Source organism: uncultured Zhongshania sp. (genome assembly GCF_963975605.1).
GTDB classification, from domain to species: Bacteria; Pseudomonadota; Gammaproteobacteria; order Pseudomonadales; family Spongiibacteraceae; genus Spongiibacter; species Spongiibacter aquimaris.
The window spans coordinates 69485-87863 of record NZ_CAXBHN010000011.1 but is presented as its reverse complement, the minus strand read 5'-3'; the positions used below and the strand labels follow the sequence as shown (position 1 = coordinate 87863).

Genomic DNA, 18379 nt, shown 5'->3' with positions numbered 1-18379 from the left:
CTACTAGCTTGCATAAAGATCTTTAAGCATCGCCAAGAATCCGGCGCGGTCTTTATTCAAGGCGTCTTCGCTGGGAACAATCCAGCTGCCACCAACACAGGCCACCGACTCTAAAGCCAAATACTCCTGATAATTGGATGGAGAAATACCGCCAGTTGGACAAAAAGTGACATCAGGAAAAGGCGCCGACAAGGCTTTTATTAGCCCCACCCCGCCAATGGCAGCCGCGGGAAAGCACTTAAACACCCTATGTTCTTCATTCATAGCGGCCATCAATTCGCTGGCTGTCGCAATACCGGGAATGTAAGGGGTAAGGGTTTTTCTCGCTAAAATTGATAACTCAGCGGAAAAGCCAGGGCTGATGACAAAATCCGCTTCATCGGCTGCGCGCAACATCTGCCGCCGATTCACCACTGTTCCCACGCCAATTTTGGCGAAGGGCATGATGTCTTTAAATATTTTCACCATTTGCCACGCCTGTGGGTGGCGCAAGGTAACTTCTACTGTAGGCACTTTCGCTTCCGCAAACAGTTCAGCGCAAGCCTGTGCGTGAGCCAAGTTTTGGAAGTGCGCGACCGGCATGACCGGCGCGGCGCGATGCAAAATTCTCAGTGCGTCGTTCATAATTTACTCCCGCTGGGTGCGCCCACATAAAACGCAGTAAATGAATTGGGCTGCACATGTTTTCTCATCTACCACCACTCTACACGTGAGTGGCCAATGGGTTCAAAGAATTAGCGTATCTGTCTTTGCTAAGCACTTAATGAATCATCGCAATAAGTACCGCCACCGTAAAAACAACAATGACAGCCATATCAATTTTAAAAAAGTAATCCTCGTCGTTCTAGTGTAATGCCGCGCAACCACCCACAAGAAAATACATAAGAGTATGCCTTCACCAATAACAGCGGCGTACGTCGAAACGGAAACACAGGCACCGACAGTCACATTGCAAACAATATCCTCATCCATAGCTCAAAACTAAAAAGGGCCAGACCGTTGCCGGTCTGGCCCTTTAAGCTATCTGAGATTGTGGGGGAAACCCATGCCTTCATTTAGATAGGTAGTGGCAGTGCATCAAGACCTGGGATTGGAAGTGCATCCAAACCTGGTAGTGCATCGAGGCCTGGGATTGGAAGCGCATCCAAGCCTGGCAAACCGCCGGCACCGCCGCCAGCACCTGGGAGAGGCAGTGCGTCTAAGCCAGGAATTGGCAGAGCATCTAGCCCTGGAAGTCCGCCGTCAGCCAGCGCCATCAAGTTTTCCTGCAAATGGCCAGCTAACACCTCGAACTGACCAGGAATCAACATCGCCGCAGCTTGAATCGCATCTGGATCAGCAGTCGGCAACAGATCGATAACATCGGTCAACTTATCAGTTACGCCGTCAAAGCCGCCAAGATCATCCAGTGCGGTATCCACTGCAAAGGTCAGTTGACCTAGTTTCTCTGCACCAGCCGCCAAATCAAATGGAAGGGCATCTAAGCCAGGAATACCGGCCGCGCCGCCGCCAGCACCAGGAATTGGCAGAGCATCTAAACCTGGAATTGGCAATGCATCTAGACCGGGGATTGGTAAGGCGTCTAAGCCTGGAAGTCCACCAGCAGCAAGCATATCAAGACCTGGGATTGGCAATGCGTCTAGACCTGGAATCGGTAATCCGCCAAAGCTTGGAATTCCACCGTCAGCGCCACCGGGAATTGGCAAACCACCCAATACATCCAGGCCAGGCAATGCGTCCAAGCCAGGGATAGGAGCGCCGCCACCAAGTGCGGTCAGATTAGAAGTCAAATGGTCGACAGTGGCGCGAAGCTGATCACCAACAAAGAATGCCCCGGCGTCGATTGTGTCGACATCAGCGGTCGACAAAGCGACAACTAAATCGGTTACTTTGTCAGTAACCCCGTTTGCACCAACAACATCATTCAATGCCGTGTCGACTGTGAGTGTTAATTGGCTTAATTGTTCTACACCCGGAGCACCACCGCCGCCGCCACCTAAGCCTGGAATCGGCAGAGCGTCAAGGCCGGGGATTGGCAATGCATCTAAACCAGGTAATCCACCGCCAGCCAGGGAGTCTAAACCTGGAATCGGCAATGCATCTAAACCTGGCAGTCCGCCGGCACCACCTGCGCCTGGAATGGGCAGAGCATCAAGGCCGGGGAGTGGCAATGCATCCAAACCGGGTAGTGAATCCAAACCCGGTATGCCACCGCCAGACAGCGCGCCAAGTTGGTTATCAACTTCAACTAGCTGAATAACGACTGCATCTAAAGGGGTACCCGCCACCGCACCGGCAAGCGGAGAGATAACGACCGCCAACGGACCCGCTTGCACCGCACCTGCGGTGGCCATCAGCGAAGCCATCAGGGTCTTTCTAAAAGGTGATTTCTTCATATATGCGCGCTCTTGTAGAATGTTTTTATCATTTAGCGTCTTAAACTTTAATTAACTGACGCTTATCCTGAGCTGCGATGGTACGGGTTTATACCTATACAAAAGCGTGCCGCAGTTCACACTTTTGGACTTCACCTGAATGCAGCGACCACATTGAGGGCAAACATTGCACCATTCACTAGCAAAATAGACTCAGATTGCCTTGGCACGAGACCAAAAAAAACCGGCTTTTTAGCAGTAAATATAAGCGAATAGTCCCCGTTATCGGTATGTAACAATTGTCGCCCCACTCTGCCCTCCAGCCATCCTCCCCCCTAGAATCAGCGCAATAAGAAAAGCTAGCTGCATAACAATCGATCTCATGGCAAATATCTTCAAAGGAGCGGCGCAGCAGACCTTATGGCCGGTAACCAAGAGAAGTATTTGAATGATACCGCAATACATTTCCGGCCGAAGTAAAGTCCAAATAACAAGTGAGATGTGCTTAAATAACTTATTAAGCAAGCTGACTAAAAACAGAAATATCCAGCCCCAATGACGAGTTTTTACTATGGATCGAGCCATCAAGCCATTTCGAGTTGATATCCCTCAGTCACAACTAGACGACCTAAAGGCGAGACTTGCCAACACCCGCTGGCCCGACGCTGAGACCGTCGATGACTGGAGCCAAGGCGCGCCGTTAAACGCAGTAAAATCGCTATGCAAATACTGGCAGCACAGCTATGACTGGCGCCGGTGCGAGCAGGAATTAAATGCCCACCCCCAGTTCACCACCGAAATAGATGGATTAGACATACATTTCTTGCATATTCGGTCGCCCCACGACAATGCTCTGCCCATGCTCATGACCCACGGTTGGCCCGGTTCCGTACTCGAGTTTATGCAAGTGATTGCCCCCCTGACAAACCCCACTGCCCACGGCGGCAGTGCCAAAGATGCGTTTCACTTGGTGATTCCCTCCCTACCGGGCTACGGGTTCTCTGGCAAACCCAGCGCGACAGGCTGGGGACTAGAACGCATTGCACAGGCGTGGATCACGCTTATGGCTCGCTTGGGCTACTCCAAATATGTTGCCCAAGGCGGAGACTGGGGATCCGGCGTCACCACAGCCATCGCTCGCATAGAACCACCTGAATGCCTAGCAATCCATATCAATATGGCATTAGCACAACCAACCGCCGATGATATGGCTTCGCTGACAGAGCGCGACAAAAATGCCTTGGCGGATGTTAAGCACTATTTCGACAATGACTCCGGCTACGCAATGATTCAAAAATCTCGGCCGCAATCATTAGGCTATGGTCTAGCGGACTCTCCCGTCGCACAAGCAGCGTGGATATATGAGAAATTTCATGGCTGGACAGACAACAAAGGTCGCCCTGAGGATGCACTTTCCAGAGATCAAATGCTCGACGACATCAGTATTTACTGGCTGACAAACAGTGGCGCGTCGTCTGCCAGACTCTACTGGGAAAGCTTCCACAGTCTACTTGCAGAGCCCATCACCATGCCTTGTGGTGTTTCAATATTTCCGAAGGAATTATTCAGACCTGCACGCCAGTGGGTTGAGCGACTTTATCAAAACTTGATTCACTGGAACAATGTTGAAAAAGGCGGCCATTTTGCCGCTTTTGAGCAAGCAGAAATTTTTGTAAATGAAGTACGTACTTGTTTTGCGAAAATTCGATAGTAACGATCCGTCGGGCTCTTAGGAGCCCTATGGCCTTTTAAATAATTCAAACGCCTACCAATGTTTGGCAATAAACTCGCACAATTTGTTTAGTGCAACTTTGCTTTCAGGCAAAATCGACATCAGCTGCATGTCATGACATTGCCCAGGCCAAATATCAATTTCTACTGTAACACCTGCTTCCCGCGCTTTTTCGGCGCCCACAATCGCCACATCCCTCAGCAACTCGGTCTCACTCGCGGTAAAATACATAGGCGGGTAGCCGCTAAAAGACGCCAGTAGCGGCGACACAGCAGGATCAGTGGTATCGTGCCCTCCTAGATATAAACTCCGAAAAAACAAAAACGAACTTAAACGGAACATGGGATCTCGACCCTCATTTTGAAAGAGGGACGCCCCCGACAAAGTCCAATCCCCAGCGGGTGAAAATAGACTCGCCGACGTCGGCATGGGTAAATTTTCTTCCCTTATTTTGGCAAGAATCGATAATACCAGCCCGCCACCTGCTGAATCACCCAGCAAAGCGATATGATCGGCTGCCACTCCCTTATCTAACAGCATTTTGTAACTCTCGAAACAATCTTCTATGGCAGCTGGATGCGGGTGCTCAGGAGCCAAACGATAGTCTGGCAGCACACCGATCGCACCAAGGTTGTTACAGATACCTGCTAGCATCGACCGATAAGTATTTGGCGAACGCAAGCAGTAAGCGCCACCATGAAATAACAAAACGTGTTTTGCCTTGATAGGATCATCGCTAAAATCGATGGTTTGTAAAACATCTGTCTGACAGTGGGATAAATCTACCTGACTGATACGGCAAAGCCTCTCCGCATTTCCCACAAGACGTTCGTCAAGCTTTGCAAAACGTCGCCGAAGTGCCATCAGTTGTCCGTGGTTTCTTATAGGACGCCGGATTAGCCTCAGTACAAAATTCAGGAGCCGGCTGCGAATACTTTGCTTCATCAATACGTCCTTATAAGCGCCCATTAAAAAATCAATTTATTAAAAAAATTATCTCAAGCGGAAATTCAAGGCGCTATGTATTCTGCGACAAATGAATTAATCGTTTTTTGAGCAGTTTTTGACGTCGCTCCGCAAAAGCGCATATGAGCGATGGTATGCGCCATGCCCAAAATAATACGCGCTGCATCTGAGGCTTGCAGGCTAGGCTTGATGGAATTATCAGCGCGCCCTTCCAGAAGCAACTTGCGCAGTGCAACTGTCGTGGCAGTGTAAAACTCTTTGTATAGTTCCCAAATATGTCCCTTGGTGGAGCCGCTCCACTCGAGCCAAATTGTTACATAATTCCTATCCGTATCGACAGACTTGGCAAATGAAGACAACATATCTTCAACACGCAGATGCACGGGGGCGTCAACATCGGTACGGACAATAACAAAACCTTCAAGTAAAAAACGGCGCACTTCTTTAATCACATCCAACTGAAGATCGTCAATAGTAGGAAAATAGTGAAATACGGTAGGACTAGCAACGCCGGCAAGTTTGGCGATATCGGCATGAGTTGCTTTTTCAATACCCTGCTTAGCAAACACGTCGACCGCACACATCAAGATTTGTTGACGCCGCGCCTCTGGCGACATGCGTTTTGCCCGTGTTTTGACTAAAGTATTGTCCTCCGCTGATTTTATTGTCCTTGCCACACCCACACCTCTTTAAATTCCGCTAGGCGATGCCAGCAACAATATCTTACAAAGGCATCACCCGTGAAAACAACTATGACATCCAACATCGACAGTGTCTGATTTTATAGCATAAACAAGCGTTTACACATTCACTAATTACCCTGCCCAGCAACGTCGATACAAACAAGCCGCAATAATAGCGCATTTTTATGCCTGCGCCCCACATTGTTAACAGTGCAATAATTGAGACAGCCGGAATGATGTTTTCTGAGAAATGTTCGAAGCTGGCGGTTAGCATCAAAAAAGCCACATACCCTCAAATGAACAGGTCGAATCTTAGGAACTAAGATGTGAGTGCTGAATTTGGGGCACTTTCGCCTTGTAGTGCGAGGTTACTGGAATGGAGGGAACGGGACGCGCTAGGCTTCCAAATTAAAGCGATTGAACGCGTCGGCGACCTGCTTGCCGAGATATACCATCAAAACGCAGATACTCAAGATCAAACACAAAAGAAGTATTCGCCATAAAAAATCAAACATGATGGCATTGGAATTCAACGATAATCAAATTTACCGCGAGCATCTATGCTGCATTCCCCGCCTATACGGTTAGTTTTTAAATTGCGCCTTCAAGCGCAATTCACCTACTCCCTACCAGTGGTTGGGCGGCTATAAGTAAGCATCCATTAATATGCGGATAGTAAGTATGGGAAAAGTATCCAGTCAAAACCCCATGACCGCAGATACCAGATAGACACGTAAAAAGCGGCTTACGAAAGCCGCTCTAAACACGGACTGATTAAAAAATCAGATTTAGAAAGTGAGGGATAGACGCCAGTAAAAATCGACTTCAAGCTGCGACAATGAATCCTCATCCAGATTGTCGTCATAAACCGGCTTGGCGGCGACTATTTCAGTCACAAAATGTTTACCTAGCTCGGCCTTTACACTAAGTCCAGCATCGGCAATTGCGCGCGTATTGCCGGCCTCGCCAGCGGCATTTTCGAACCACGCTTGGCCATGCTCCACATAGACTGCCGGCGTAACGGTCATGCCAAATAATGGCAGGCCATTACTTTCAAAGGCTAGCTTAGTATAACTACCTGAATCGCCCACCAATACACCGGGCAAATACGCGTTTAGCCCCGCCGCGCCACCCAAGAAAAACTGTTGCTGCAAGGGCAGTTGCTCATCATTCGAGAATTGCGCGATGACGTCTGCCTTCAATGTGGCCCAATCACTCACCGCCATTTTGAGGCCGAAGCGGGGTTTAAATAACAAATACTCACCGGTTCGACGGCCAGTAGCGACCACACCTTCACGGGTATCTGTGCTTAGCGTTCCAGCATCTGACTCTAAGCCAGCCTCGACGAAACCCTGAGCGGTGATTTGACTGCCCACGCCAAACAGACGAATTAACTGGTTATATTTTAGACCAAGTTCCAGGCTTGTTTGGGGCTCATCAAGCACGTCACCGAACCCCTCTATATCAATCACGCTATCTACTTTTTCCAAGCGCTGAGAGACCGTGAAACGATGCAGCGCATCACTACTCACCACCTGTTCACCGGTAAGAGCAATCGTCGTTGCCTCGGCAACTAAACGCAGCCAGACCTGCTCAGTTGTCCCTCCGCCAATACTTAAGCCCAAACCACCTGTCAACTCGCAAACCAAGGGAATCGTACACAACAGGCTATCGATAGCGCTCGGGCCAGCCACTAAAGCCTCAGTATCACGTTCGTATTCTATATAACGCGCCTCAATACCATATAGACCAAAACTACTGGGATAATTTAGCTTAAATGTATAGCCGTTATAGTATTGACCACCGCTCACTTCACCGAATTCCGTCAGTGCACGGTCATAGGAAAGCGAGGCTTCCACGCCACTTTCAAAATCGTGTTTTAAGCCTGCATTGGCAAAGTAACGGCCCAAAAACCGATTGCCGAAATTATTGGCGCTTAGACTTAAATCCGTACTATCGTGGTCTTCTTTCTTTGCTTCTGTTAGCACGATAGTAAATGCCGTAGGATCCTCTGAAAGCTGGTAGGTAACCGCGTAGTTTAAACCCGCACGATCACTTTTTAGATTGGCTAAGACCCGCTTGGTATCAAATTCAGTGCGCGTTAAATCCTGATCACCTATCAATCCCGAAAAATAGGGAGATATACTTTCTGGCGCCTTTATTGCCGATAAATGACCATTTATAACGTGGGCGTAAATAACGTTATCGCGATGTGCAAAATACACCGTAACCAGTAAATGACCCAACTGGTAATAGGCTTGATTTAAGGCATTAACGGCCTGTGCAGGCGTTTTAGCCACTCCCATAATCAAGTCAATTTGTTCACGGGTGAGGTAGCGATTTCCAGAAATTCGCAGATCGTAGCCGCCAACCTTCACGTCAACAATTGAATCCGATTGCGCCGCAGCGTATTGCTCAATACGCTCTGCGGTTGACGCCTGCGGTGGGATTACGGGTGGTAAATCGATAGCCATGCTTACTCCAAATTTCTATTATCTTGGCTCGAGATTCAGCGCTGAGTCCGCCCGTCAAGTGAACGCAGTTCTACTCGCCGGTTGTGCGTACGCGCTTTGCTGAGGGCACTGCCTTCAAGTCCGTCGATGGAAATCAGAGGCTGTGACTCACCGTAACCCTTAACCACTAACAATTTTGCGGGAACACCTTCTGCCACCAAATATCTCTTAACAGCTTGCGCGCGTCGTTCTGACAGTAATTGGTTGTCAGCGAGACTACCAACATCATCGGTATGTCCCGCGAGTTCAATTTTTCTAAGCGGTATAAACTTTATAATCCTCGCGACTTTGCTCAAGGTAGCGGCAGACGACTCAGTGAGTACCGCCGTGCCAGCCGCAAAGGTCACTCCCTGCAAAGCAAGCGGTTTAGCGGGATCAAAGTGGCAGCCAGAGGGCAAGACAATGGCACCCGCAGGTGTGCCTAAGCAGCGGTCCTCGCTGTCGCAAACGCTATCTTTATCTCTATCGTTACAAGCACCGAGCTTGTCGCCTGACAACACCGCCAACACATCAGGTTTAGAGGCGGCTTTTCTATCCTTTGTGTTGTCAACGTCCGGCGACACTGGCTGTCCGTTAGACCCCGGTAAAGACAACGTTAATACGGTCGGGTTAATATCCCCCATTGCCGTATCTTGCAAAAACTCCAGCACTGCGCCTTGTGAGCCATCAACAGCGCCTGTTAGGCCTGACAAATCGCCAACGCCAGCACCGCCCGCCACAGGCGCGCCCAGCAGCAATATATCTTGACCGCTAAGGTTAACGCCAAACAGAGCATCAGAGCCAAGCAGCTCAACACCTAGCAAGTCCATGCCACCGCTATCGGCGCTTAGCAAGTTAATGTCCGCTAATACGTCATTCACCGGTGCGGTGAGTGACGTCCCCAAAAGCTCGATATTTACTATTTGTGCACGCGTAGTTAATGACATAGCTGAAACTATGAGCACCAGAGCTAGCATTAAAAACCGTGTCACTAAAACCAAGTTAATCACTCATACGCAGGCATTTATAAATATGATTATAGACATTAACGAAATCAATTCATTACGCCGCAATGTTATTCACCACTTACAAGAGGTGTTACTAACGCCAGATTACCACTAAATAGCAAAAAGCCAGCCGATAAAACAGGGCTGGCTTCGCAGATTTTACACAAGTATCAAACACATAAAATATAATTAATAGGCACAAAGACCCATTTTTCAGAACGAGCTTGCTTGTCGCGAGATATTAACGGTGTAAAGAGAGTCTCAGCTCAGCTGCTGCTGGACTGCGTCAAAATCCCAGTATGCCTTGAGGGATGTGATTTTACCGTCTCCATTTGCGGTATAAACCACCACCATATCAAGCTCCATTTTAATATCACCCGGCAAGTTATTGACCATTCTCACGACGTTGGCGCACTCATCTCCCGCTGGATGCGACGACACAATAGTAAACTCTATATCACCCGCGGCTATCACCATATCCCAAAAATCAGCGATCGCTGCCTTGCCTATATGGCCAAGCCCCGATGGATCTAAGGGTGATTTCCCAACGGGGTCTTGAACGCAGGCATCTTCTGCAAATAAATCAAGCCACGCCGCTTTGTTACCTTGCTCGACGTATTGCCCAGACAAACGACTGGCGGCTAAGGCTAATTGTGCATTTCCCATATCAAACCTATTTTAGTCTTTACAATGATGAAACGCCGGTATGAATACCGGCGCATGAACTTAGCAGAACAGTGAACAATGCACTGGATTTAAAAACTCAGACCTTAGAAACTAAGTGTGACGTCTATTCCATAGCTTTTCGGCTCGCCAAAATAGGCACTGCGATAAGTATCCAGACTGATTGAATGTACTTTGTACTCTTCACTGTCCAGGTTGCGCCCCCACGCCGCAACTTCTAAGCTCGCTTTACCAATCGAAATCTCTGTGACGGCCAAGCGAGCGTTAACTATGCCGTTCTCATCCAGGAAAAAGCCCTGTAAATCGTCATTAAACGCGGTGCCATAGCGCTCGTCACGCCAGTTGTAGTCCACCGACGCTTGAAGAACACCTATACTGATCGGCTTTTCGTAATCCAAGCCCACTGTGAATGATTGCTCTGGCGCATAAGGCATAACAGCGCGATCCGAGACATCCTGGCCAAATGTAGACTCAGCTGGACGCTGATCAATATACTCAACAAAATCCGCATCGGTATAGCCGTAGGACGCTTGCAAGGTTAAGCCTTCGACCACGACCGCCATTAGGTCAAATTCAAAACCATCTACCTTAGCTTCACCCACATTAAACACATCTGTTAAGAAGATCGTCGCATTATTCGTTATTTGCTGAAGCTGAATATCGGTGTATTTTGCGTGGAACACGGCGGCATTAAAGCTGATTCGACGATCAAGCCAAGTCGACTTCAAACCCAGCTCATACGACAAGATATTCTCTTCATCAAAGGGTGGCTGAAAACCGGCTTCGGTACTACGCACGTTAAAGCCGCCTGACTTGTAGCCACTGACTACCTTACCGTAGGTGCTTAAGGTATCAGTCCATGCATAATCTAGGGTTAAACTGGGATTAAAATGGCTCCAGCTTTCACTCCCCGACTGCGGTCCACCAAAAAAGTTAGTACTGGTTTTATCGGCAGAGCGATCATCGGCTGTATACCGCCCACCCAAGGTGATATCCAAGCGGTGGCCTAAGGCTGAAGGTGACCACGTAAACTGGCCATAAACTGCCTGAGCTTCACTCTCTGAAATGACTTGGCGCGTCTCTACAGGAAAGCCTGCAAACTTGTCAGACTCAAGTTCATTGCCCTTCTCTATGAAATAATACAGTCCCGCCACGTAATTAAATTCTGAGCCGTAGTCCCCAACCAACTGAAGCTCTTGCGAAAACTGCTCTTGATCAACATCTACGTTTACCCGGAAACCTGGTGCACCAGCGGCGTAGTCTTGTACTATGTTTTCGTTCAGCTCGCGGTAAGCACTTATCGACTTTACGACACCCACCGAGGTTTCTAAGCTCACAATCAAACTGTGACCACTGATTTCGGTGTTACTCGGCAATACCCCACCAAACCACTGGCCACTGCCATTGCGACTGCCACTGGCGGGTACGGCGGGATTTGGCGACACGCCAGCAATAGGTTGATAATAATGCTGTGGACCGTCTATTTCTGAAAAGTCGTAGGCATAATCTACCGAGATCGCGTCATTAACATCCCAGCGCAGTGCGAAACGTCCGGCGGACTTATCTTCTTCACCAAAGTTTTTACCCGGGCCGGCATTTTTGACCCAACCCTCATGGGCCGAGCGTAAATAAGTTAATTTAGCCGCGACATCGCCGACTTTGCCCGTTTCTATTTTCGTGAGTGACTTCCAGTAACTGCGATTGCCACGACTCACGGTTTGACTAATCCCCGCCTCGTCTGCCGGCTTAGCTGTAATTAAATTAATCGCACCGCCAGTGGTGTTTCGCCCGTATAAGGTGCCTTGCGGACCTCGCAACACCTCTATTCTTTCAAGATCGGCGACATCACTGGTCAGCCCGATACTCCGCGCCATATAGATGCCATCTAAATACACACCTACCGCAGGGTCTTGGGTTGATTGACTGTCGTTATTACCTACCCCTCGCATAAAAACAATCAGAGAGCTGCGACTAATTGGAAATGGCGTAATTTCCACATTCGGTGCCAGACCGCTGATATCACCTAAATCGCTCACACCAAATCGCGCCAGTTTTTCGGCGGAAAATGCCAAAATAGAGATGGGTGTGTTTTGTAAGGATTGCTCTCTCTTTTCAGCGGTGACCAACACCTCCTCTAAACTGAGCGCCTTGCCTGCCGTAGCCTCCGCGTGAGTCATAGACGTTGCAAAAGATGCCGCAACAGCCAAAGCTATTGCAGATTTATATAGAGTGGTCATTTTTATCTCCCATGTCATACTGACATAATTATTGTTATTTGAGGCTTTTCAAAGCCTTATTAGTATATTTAGCAGACTTTTTAGCAAACACCATAAATGCGCTGCGAATAATCGCAGCGAACTGGAGTTAGGGAACATCACCCATTCGGCGTAGGTCATAATCTGAGATGTGCAGTAGTGCAGATCGAGACAGCCAGTATCGCGGCCCAAGCCATTGCGTAGAACAGGATATAAAATAACCATATGAACGACTTCGCTCCAACGGGGCTTTTACAAAATTGCCATGCTCAAACGCTACTCTCCTCGACTAGATTACGTCGGCTGCGTATTTATCCCCGCGCCAAAGCGATGCTCAACGCGAGCAAGACCGTTATCTTAGACTGCGGTGATGGCCACCAATTGCTCGGCGAATTTGCTACCCAAGCAAAGCGAAGCAAAGGAATAGTTACGCTTATTCATGGCTGGGAAGGCAATTCACAATCTAGTTATATGCTATCGGCTGGCGGCACCTTTTTTAATGCCGGCTATGATGTATTCCGCTTAAACCTGCGTGATCATGGCCCCAGCCATCACCTAAATAAAGAGCTTTTCAATTCAGCGAGGCTAGACGAGGTAATCGGAGCTATTAAAGCGATTCACGCTACGTATCCCCATGAGTGGCAATTTCTGGCGGGGTTTTCACTGGGCGGAAATTTCGCATTGCGGGTCGCGGCAAAGGCAGCTGAAGCCGACTTAAATATTCAGCAGACGATTGGTATATGCCCCGTTGTAGACCCTGCAAAAACGATGTTAGCCTTAGAGACAGGTTGGTGGGGCTACGAAAAGTACTTCGTCAGGAAATGGCAAAAATCGCTACAAAAGAAGATCCGCCTCTATCCTGAGCTTGGTTATAAAGACAATTTGCTCAAGCTAAAAAGCCTGCGGGAAATGAATAAATACTTCATACCCAACCACACTCAATTTGCCACGCCAGAAGACTACTTTAAAGCCTATTGCATTGCCGATGACGTATTAGCAAGTCTTTCATCACCGGCGCATATTATTGCCGCCCAAGACGACCCAATCATTTTATCCGAAGACCTCAGCCGATTGGCCGCCAGCCAATATTTGCATATTGAAACTAAGCAGTATGGCGGCCATTGCGGCTTCGTTAAAAACTATCAATTGGACAGTTGGCTAGACGGTCGCCTGCTAGAGCTCATTAATCTGTGTCGCTACCCCAGCGGTCAACCCGGAAAAAATGGCGCGGCCTGAGCGCTGTGGTAAGCCGCACCGCCAGACCCTACAAATCCGCGTCTCGGGCGCCGATTTGCTCAGCAATGGCCAAGACTCGGACGGCTTCCTCAACATGGAGCGCCTCTACTAAACGACCATCAACCAAGACCACGCCCTTACCTTCTGCTTCTGCGGCCTGCCAAGCTAAACGAATTTTTTCTGCTCGGGCAAGCGTATCACTTGAGGGAGAAAACAACTGATTCGTCACCGCAATCTGTTTGGGATGAATAAGCGTCTTACCATCAAAGCCTAACTCGACGCCCTGCTCACATGCAGTGTGCAAGCCGTTTTCATCGTCTACATCCAAGTGAACCCCATCAAACACATCGATACCGTGAGCCCGCGCCGCAAGCACGCACATTCCCAGGGAGGTGAGCATACCTAGACGCTGCGGAGTATGAGGAACGCGCAAGTCTTTCGCTAGATCAGAGGTTCCCAACACAATAGCGTCCATACGCGCATGGGCACCCGCAATCTCACTGACCGCTAAAATGCCCCGCGGTGTTTCAGCCATTGCCCAGAGTTTGAGATTGGCGTTAGCACCAGCCTGCTGCAAAACTTGAACAACAGCATGAATTTCTGCTGCCGACTCAACTTTAGGCAAGCAAAGCGCCGAAATGGGCGCATTGGCAAACGCTTCAATATCCTTGCGCCCCCATTCCGTGTCAAAGCCATTTATCCTTACCACCAGTTCGCGACGACCATAGCCCCCGTCGGTTACCGCAGCCAATACTTGATCGCGAGCAACCGCTTTTTGTGCCGGCGATACCGCATCTTCTAAATCCAAAATAAGCACATCCGCATCCAGACTGCGCGCCTTTTCCAGTGCACGGGCGTTAGAACCCGGCATATACAAGACTGAGCGACGAGGATTAGTGGCCATGTAAAGCATCTCCAAGGCAAAGCGGAAAGTTTAGCACAGCGGTGTGATTGCAGACCCTATCCACACCGCGAATAGCTAATTTTCGCCACGCATTAATTGCGAATAATTATCAACTACAGGTAGAATGACGACCCAGGCTTATTGCCTGCACTGTTAATTATCTGCGGAGACAATCCATGCCAGCTCTGTTACGCCAAATCCTAAGTACCTTAGGGTTTATCGCTTTCACTCACACTGCGTTTGCAGCACCGCAGGCGATAAGCGAAAGTGATAAACGCGCGGTCGCTATTCAATACACAGAGCTAGCACTCGCCATATACAGCGACGCAGAAAAAAGCGGACAGGCATTGCAAGACAACATCACCGCCTTTTTAGCGGCACCAGACCAAGCTGGCCTCATCGCAGCCCAAAATGCATGGAAGACCGCGCGTAAAGCCTATCAACAAAGTGAAGTATTTCGCTTCGCCAACCCCGTGGTTGACGACTGGGAAGGAAAGCTAAATAGCTGGCCGCTAGACGAAGGCTTAATAGATTACGTGGCCGGCGACTATTTTTATGCCTTGGGTAATATCGGTGGTGAACTCAATATTATTGCCAATACCAGCTTAAACATTGGCAGCGACGTGATTGACGCAACAAAAATCGATGCTGAACTGCTGCGCAGTCTGCACGAACTAGGCGGTTCAGCGGCAAATGTCACCACAGGTTACCACGCCATCGAATTTCTGCTGTGGGGCCAAGACCTGAACGGACACAAGCTCGGCGCCGGAGAGAGGCCCTATACCGATTACATCAGCGGCGACGGCTGCACTAACCAGCACTGTGATCGCCGCGCGGATTACCTCCGAGTCGTTACCGCCCTGCTAGTCGACGATTTGCACTTTATGAGTCAGCAGTGGTCACCCCAAATTGCCGATAACTACCGCGCAGAATTATTGGCAATGAAAGACGACGTAATCCTGGCCCGCATGTTTTACGGCATAGGATCGCTATCTTTAGGTGAATTAGGCGGTGAACGTATCAAGGTTTCACTTGAAGCAAACTCCACCGAAGATGAACACGACTGCTTTAGCGATAACACCCACTGGTCTCACTATTACAATGGCTTAGGCATTCAAAATCTGTATTTGGGTAAATACCGCCGGCTCGATGGCTCAGTACTCACCGGTCCCTCGTTGAGTAGTTTAGTCGCAAAGGCGAACCCCGCTGTCGACAAACAAACCCGCCAAGCGCTCAACAAAACCATGACCGCGTTAACCGTCTTAACCAATGCAGCGGAAGCAAAAGAAAAACCAATGAAATTCGACATGATGATTGCCGAGGGCAATAAACGTGGCGAAGAAATACTCAGCAATATCCTCAGTGCTTTAGTTGACCAAACTCGCAGTATTGAACAAGCCGCCAGTGCGATAGGCATCGACCCCAACGCAAGCGGACTGTAGTTCTTGCGAGCAAGACTGCGAGGCAACATTAGCCACATTCGCGGGGCGCTTCTAGGCGCCCTAATCACTATCGCACTTGCGACAAGCACTGGCTGCGGCCAGGCAGATGCCCCTAAAACTACGTTAAATAACATCTCATCACACGCCGTCCCCCACCTTGAGCTCACCGCCGCCCCACTCGCCTACAACCTTGCCGGTGGAAGCTTTACCATCGCGAGTAGAGGCCGGCAAAGCTTACAGCGCCCGCAGCCCAAATTAAGCGCTGAGCAGCAACTTGAGTGGGCGGTGGGCAAGAGCTTTGCGACCCAGGCCTGGGTCAGCGCGCCTGCGACAACGACAGCCAGAGATGGCTTAGGCCCATTATTCAACGCCAACAGCTGCAGTAGCTGCCACATTCGCAATGGTCAGGGTCGCTTGCCAGAAAACGGCTTAGGCCTAATTTTACGGCTGGGCACACAGTTCCCCACCTTTGGCGAGCAACTGCAAGATATGGCAAACCCCGGCAGTGAACCCGAGGGCCGAGTCACGTGGCGCGACATCACCCAGGACATTGTATTACCAGACGGCAGCGAATACGCTTTAACAAAGCGCAATTACGCGGTTGATGGTAGCCAGAAAACGACTTCTGCACGCCTCGCCCCCGCGCTCATCGGCATGGGCTTGCTCGCTGCCATCAAGACAGACGATATCATTGCCAACAGTGACCCGACCGACATCAATCGAGACGGAATCTCCGGCGCCGTAAATTATATAGTACGGGGCAATGGCGACCTCCCAGCGCCAGGACGCTTTGGCTGGAAGGCATCCCAGGAAAGTTTAATCGCGCAAGTTGCCCTCGCGTTTTTTGAAGATATGGGCATTACCTCATCGCGGCATCCACCGCTGGCCTGCCCCAAAAACGACTGCAGTGAACCATCAAACACCGCAATGGAAATCAGCGATAAATTGCTTAACGCCGTCACAGACTATATTGCAAACTTAGCGGTACCCGCTGCGGCGCACGACGAACTAAGTCTGCAGGGCAAGACCATTTTTAATCACATTGGCTGTGCGGCTTGTCACATACCGTCCTTTAATATTGAAGTACCCGCAAGCCCCTTTGCCGCAGTCGATGGTGGCGGCAATACTCAAGAAATAAACGTAATTACTGAAACCATCTATCCTTACAGCGATCTACTCCTGCACGATATGGGACCCAACCTTGCAGACCAGTATTCGAGTGATGGCACCGCCGCCGCTGAATGGCGTACCGCCCCACTCTGGGGGCTTGGCATCCGCGCAGAGAATTCCGACAATGCGCGCTTATTACACGACGGTCGCGGACGATCCATTGCGGAGGCTATCCTCTGGCACGGCGGCGAGGCTGCCGCAAGCAAGTCACGTTTCACACAACTTTCAGAATCAGAGCACGCAGCGCTCTTACATTTTTTAAAGGCACTTTAATGATTTTTGCAGCGATTAAATTATCACTAAGAAAAAATTCAGCACGCGCATATATTATTGGCGCGAGCCTCGCTGCAATATCAGCCTGCAGCCCTCCACCAAGCACTAAAGTGCTAATCGATACTGCCACACTGAGTTTCCTCGATAGCTATAAATCTTTTAGTATTGCCAGCCAAGAGCTCGCCACTGCAACGACCCAGTATTGCCAGTCACCCAACAATGACGCCCAATTCGAGCTTGCCCGCACAAAATGGAAAGACGCTGCTAGGCAATGGTCAAGTATTCAAAACATTCAGTTTGGTCCCCTAATGGTGGACAACCAAGCATGGAAAATTCAGTTTTGGCCAGACAAGAAAAATCTTATCGCCCGCAAAGTTGAAAGCCTTTTAAAGGAAGATGGTCCAATAACACAGCAGCGCGTAGATGAGGCCAGCGTCGTTGTACAAGGTCTTTCTTCCCTGGAATATTTATTGTTTGACAACAAAGCCGGCACGCCACAGCGCTATCTCCAGGAGCTTGGCCAACGTCGCTGCGAACTGCTAGTTGCCGTTAGCGAACACCTGCACACCGTCAGCGCCGAGCTATACAATAATTGGCGCATCGACGACGGCAATTACCTTTCAACATTCAGTAACACAGGCGACAAAAACCCTGAGTTCCCAGACGACAATGTCGCGATCGCCTATCTATTAGACACCTTAGTATCTGGTATTGAATTGATAAAACGAGACAAGCTTGAACGACCACTAGGCATAAGCGGCATCGGCCAAGAGACCGAAGCTAGGCCAGCGCAAACCCAGGTTTACCAACTTGAATGGTGGCGCAGTCAGTACTCCAAGGATGCCATCATCACCAACTTAATCGCCCTCAAAGGTGTTTTTAATGCCAATGAGGGCTACGGCATTGACGACTATCTACGTGAGGTCAAACAACAGGGCGAACTTAGCGACAACATTAACAAGGCATTCCAGCAAAGTATCGCTGCGGCATCGGCTATAGACGGCAGCTTGTTTGAGATAGCAAATAAACCTGAACGTCGCCAGGCGATACTCGGCCTTCATGCTGAATTAACACACTTGCTTGCTCTACTACGAAATGATTTACCGACGGTTCTAGGTGTCAGCCTCGGGTTTAACTCTAAGGATGGCGACTAAGCACAC

The 18379-nt window shown here is 49.5% G+C and carries 14 protein-coding genes; 5 read left to right on the top strand and 9 right to left on the bottom strand.

Features of this window, described 5'->3' with window-relative positions; translation table 11 throughout:
• Positions 1-3 precede the first annotated feature (3 nt).
• Together eda and AAC007_RS11065 are read right to left on the bottom strand one after the other, a co-directional pair.
• On the bottom strand, positions 4-624 hold the full coding sequence (gene eda, locus AAC007_RS11070) for a bifunctional 4-hydroxy-2-oxoglutarate aldolase/2-dehydro-3-deoxy-phosphogluconate aldolase (RefSeq protein ID WP_296436450.1): 621 nt from the start codon (positions 622-624) through the stop codon (positions 4-6).
• 431 nt (positions 625-1055) lie between these two features.
• Positions 1056-2396 (bottom strand): hypothetical protein, encoded by a 1341-nt coding sequence (locus tag AAC007_RS11065; protein WP_296436448.1) that lies wholly within the window; start codon positions 2394-2396, stop codon positions 1056-1058.
• 550 nt (positions 2397-2946) lie between these two features.
• Between AAC007_RS11065 and AAC007_RS11060 the strand changes: the two genes are divergently transcribed.
• Positions 2947-4086 carry an epoxide hydrolase gene (locus AAC007_RS11060; RefSeq protein ID WP_296436447.1) on the top strand — a complete coding sequence of 380 codons (1140 nt, stop codon included), beginning with the start codon at positions 2947-2949 and terminating at the stop codon, positions 4084-4086.
• Positions 4087-4140: 54 nt separating this feature from the next.
• Here AAC007_RS11060 and AAC007_RS11055 read toward each other — a convergent pair whose 3' ends face one another.
• The 6 genes from AAC007_RS11055 to AAC007_RS11030 form a co-directional block, all read right to left on the bottom strand.
• Positions 4141-5052 carry an alpha/beta hydrolase gene (locus tag AAC007_RS11055; protein ID WP_296436445.1) on the bottom strand — a complete coding sequence of 304 codons (912 nt, stop codon included), beginning with the start codon at positions 5050-5052 and terminating at the stop codon, positions 4141-4143.
• 65 nt (positions 5053-5117) lie between these two features.
• The gene (locus AAC007_RS11050) at positions 5118-5750 is read right to left on the bottom strand and encodes a TetR/AcrR family transcriptional regulator (RefSeq protein ID WP_339676770.1); all 633 of its coding nucleotides are present in this window, start codon (positions 5748-5750) and stop codon (positions 5118-5120) included.
• Positions 5751-6544: 794 nt separating this feature from the next.
• Complete coding sequence (locus AAC007_RS11045) at positions 6545-8230, bottom strand: hypothetical protein (RefSeq protein ID WP_339676768.1); 1686 nt, start codon at positions 8228-8230, stop codon at positions 6545-6547.
• Between the two features lie 35 nt (positions 8231-8265).
• Complete coding sequence (locus AAC007_RS11040) at positions 8266-9195, bottom strand: OmpA family protein (RefSeq protein WP_339676766.1); 930 nt, start codon at positions 9193-9195, stop codon at positions 8266-8268.
• A gap of 321 nt (positions 9196-9516) precedes the next feature.
• On the bottom strand, positions 9517-9921 hold the full coding sequence (locus tag AAC007_RS11035) for a nuclear transport factor 2 family protein (protein ID WP_339676764.1): 405 nt from the start codon (positions 9919-9921) through the stop codon (positions 9517-9519).
• A 104-nt stretch (positions 9922-10025) separates the two neighbouring features.
• A complete protein-coding gene (locus AAC007_RS11030; protein WP_339676762.1) occupies positions 10026-12176 on the bottom strand; it encodes a TonB-dependent receptor in 2151 nt (716 codons plus the stop codon).
• 243 nt (positions 12177-12419) lie between these two features.
• Here AAC007_RS11030 and AAC007_RS11025 point away from each other — a divergent pair, with 243 nt between their 5' ends.
• Entirely contained in the window at positions 12420-13430 is a 1011-nt protein-coding gene (locus AAC007_RS11025; RefSeq protein WP_339676760.1) for an alpha/beta fold hydrolase, read from the top strand.
• Positions 13431-13458: 28 nt separating this feature from the next.
• Here AAC007_RS11025 and AAC007_RS11020 read toward each other — a convergent pair whose 3' ends face one another.
• Positions 13459-14334: a CoA ester lyase gene (locus AAC007_RS11020; protein ID WP_296436435.1), complete on the bottom strand. Its 876-nt coding sequence runs from the start codon at positions 14332-14334 to the stop codon at positions 13459-13461.
• 176 nt (positions 14335-14510) lie between these two features.
• On the opposite strand from AAC007_RS11020, the gene AAC007_RS11015 reads away from it, so the two are divergent.
• The 3 genes from AAC007_RS11015 to AAC007_RS11005 all read left to right on the top strand — a co-directional run bounded on the left by AAC007_RS11015 (position 14511) and on the right by AAC007_RS11005 (position 18373).
• Positions 14511-15776, top strand: coding sequence for an imelysin family protein (locus AAC007_RS11015; RefSeq protein ID WP_296436434.1), 1266 nt, complete (start codon positions 14511-14513; stop codon positions 15774-15776).
• 3 nt (positions 15777-15779) lie between these two features.
• Positions 15780-17219 (top strand): di-heme oxidoredictase family protein, encoded by a 1440-nt coding sequence (locus tag AAC007_RS11010; RefSeq protein WP_296436432.1) that lies wholly within the window; start codon positions 15780-15782, stop codon positions 17217-17219.
• Between the two features lie 110 nt (positions 17220-17329).
• Positions 17330-18373 carry an imelysin family protein gene (locus AAC007_RS11005; protein WP_296436430.1) on the top strand — a complete coding sequence of 348 codons (1044 nt, stop codon included), beginning with the start codon at positions 17330-17332 and terminating at the stop codon, positions 18371-18373.
• The last annotated feature ends 6 nt before the right edge of the window (positions 18374-18379 follow it).

What these genes read in the sequence shown, in the direction of transcription:
- AAC007_RS11060 (WP_296436447.1), top strand. Translation starts at nt 2,947, where the DNA reads ATGGATCGAGCCATCAAGCCATTTCGAGTTGATATCCCTCAGTCACAA.
- AAC007_RS11055 (WP_296436445.1), bottom strand. Translation starts at nt 5,052, where the DNA reads ATGAAGCAAAGTATTCGCAGCCGGCTCCTGAATTTTGTACTGAGGCTA.
- AAC007_RS11030 (WP_339676762.1), bottom strand. Translation starts at nt 12,176, where the DNA reads ATGACCACTCTATATAAATCTGCAATAGCTTTGGCTGTTGCGGCATCT.
- AAC007_RS11020 (WP_296436435.1), bottom strand. Translation starts at nt 14,334, where the DNA reads ATGGCCACTAATCCTCGTCGCTCAGTCTTGTATATGCCGGGTTCTAAC.
- AAC007_RS11035 (WP_339676764.1), bottom strand. Translation starts at nt 9,921, where the DNA reads ATGGGAAATGCACAATTAGCCTTAGCCGCCAGTCGTTTGTCTGGGCAA.
- AAC007_RS11040 (WP_339676766.1), bottom strand. Translation starts at nt 9,195, where the DNA reads ATGTCATTAACTACGCGTGCACAAATAGTAAATATCGAGCTTTTGGGG.
- eda (WP_296436450.1), bottom strand. Translation starts at nt 624, where the DNA reads ATGAACGACGCACTGAGAATTTTGCATCGCGCCGCGCCGGTCATGCCG.
- AAC007_RS11045 (WP_339676768.1), bottom strand. Translation starts at nt 8,230, where the DNA reads ATGGCTATCGATTTACCACCCGTAATCCCACCGCAGGCGTCAACCGCA.
- AAC007_RS11015 (WP_296436434.1), top strand. Translation starts at nt 14,511, where the DNA reads ATGCCAGCTCTGTTACGCCAAATCCTAAGTACCTTAGGGTTTATCGCT.
- AAC007_RS11065 (WP_296436448.1), bottom strand. Translation starts at nt 2,396, where the DNA reads ATGAAGAAATCACCTTTTAGAAAGACCCTGATGGCTTCGCTGATGGCC.
- AAC007_RS11025 (WP_339676760.1), top strand. Translation starts at nt 12,420, where the DNA reads ATGAACGACTTCGCTCCAACGGGGCTTTTACAAAATTGCCATGCTCAA.